This window comes from Bartonella sp. AC329YNZD, from assembly GCF_042196685.1.
Lineage (GTDB): Bacteria > Pseudomonadota > Alphaproteobacteria > Rhizobiales > Rhizobiaceae > Bartonella.
The window spans coordinates 1-1,145 of the sequence record NZ_JBHIQS010000081.1; the positions used below are offsets into that span (position 1 = coordinate 1).

Sequence of the window (1,145 nt, forward strand, 5' to 3'; positions counted from 1 at the left end):
AGTTTTTGTTATTTTGTCAATTTCAGTGAAAAGTTGCGTGAACAGCGTGAAGTTCATGGCATTCCTCTTTAATGAATTTTCAATTTTTTATCATTTTAAAATACAGATACATGCTATGTGCTTCATTGGTATTGACACAATTTGTCCAAGCGCTCCCACCGAGATTATTTTGGATTTGATGAAACTTTTGTGCGTTTTTCCAGATTGTTGAGACATGTACAATAGGATTATTTTCATAAAATAGAGAAAACAAATGTTATAAAGAATTTTGGTAAAACCGTATGCGAGGCATCTGTCTGTGTAATGAATTAACTATATTTCCATAGATTTTGCGTTTTTGTATGTCGATAAGAAATTCTTCATTATTGCTTAAATTCCTGATCATTTGTAGCTTTAAAGATTCATTGTGGAGTAAGGCTAACATGATCTTTATGTATACTTGCAATTCTGCGACCTCTGACAAACTCCTTGTTTTATCTATATCATTTAAGAAATTTGTAATTTGTATAAAACGTTTCTTTGCATCCTGAAAAGCTCGCAAGCTTACGGCTTTAGAAACGATACCGCTATATTTGAGACGCTCGTTAACCATTGTACGTATTTGGTCGTTTGGCAACATATGAGGTCTTTTTTCTTTCATAATAACGCCGGCAATAATATTCATAAGTTTCTGAGACATTGTATCCTTGTTGTTGTAGCGCAGTTTTGGAACTGGATAGATAAGCTCCGGATTTTGAAAAAAATAGTCCATGTTATTTGGGGACATTAGTCTGTTAATTACTCTATTACCCATCACAGAATGATAGATGTCTGCATCTTTTGATATTCGCTTTTTTTGCGCTTCAACCTGTTCTTTTAATAATTCAATAATTTTCAGATACTCTTTTGCTGAAGTAGATAGTGGTTTTTCAGCAGGTGGTTTTTCAGCAGGTGGTTTTGCAGTTTTTTTTGATGCAGATGTATAACTATCATGAATTACTTCAGGATTAGGTATGGAAGTAACAAAACTATATGCTAAATTTGGCAATCCAAAAGCTATAATCATTCCTGTTATAATAAAGATCTTTCTCATCTGTCTCCTCGCTTGATTTCGGCAGGGATTGTTTTATTAATGGGTACGCGGTTTCTATCATTTGGTTGCTTTA

At 33.4% G+C, this 1,145-nt stretch carries 1 protein-coding gene and 1 pseudogene; both read right to left on the reverse strand.

All coding sequences use genetic code 11. From position 1 onward, the window contains the following. Positions 1-256: 256 nt before the first annotated feature. Positions 257-1,072: a type IV secretion system protein gene (locus ACFIMW_RS09295; RefSeq protein WP_375608898.1), complete on the reverse strand. Its 816-nt coding sequence runs from the start codon at positions 1,070-1,072 to the stop codon at positions 257-259. Next, a pseudogene (locus ACFIMW_RS09300) lies at positions 1,069-1,145 on the reverse strand (TrwH protein); the annotation flags it as partial. The pseudogene ACFIMW_RS09300 and the gene ACFIMW_RS09295, both read right to left, overlap by 4 nt.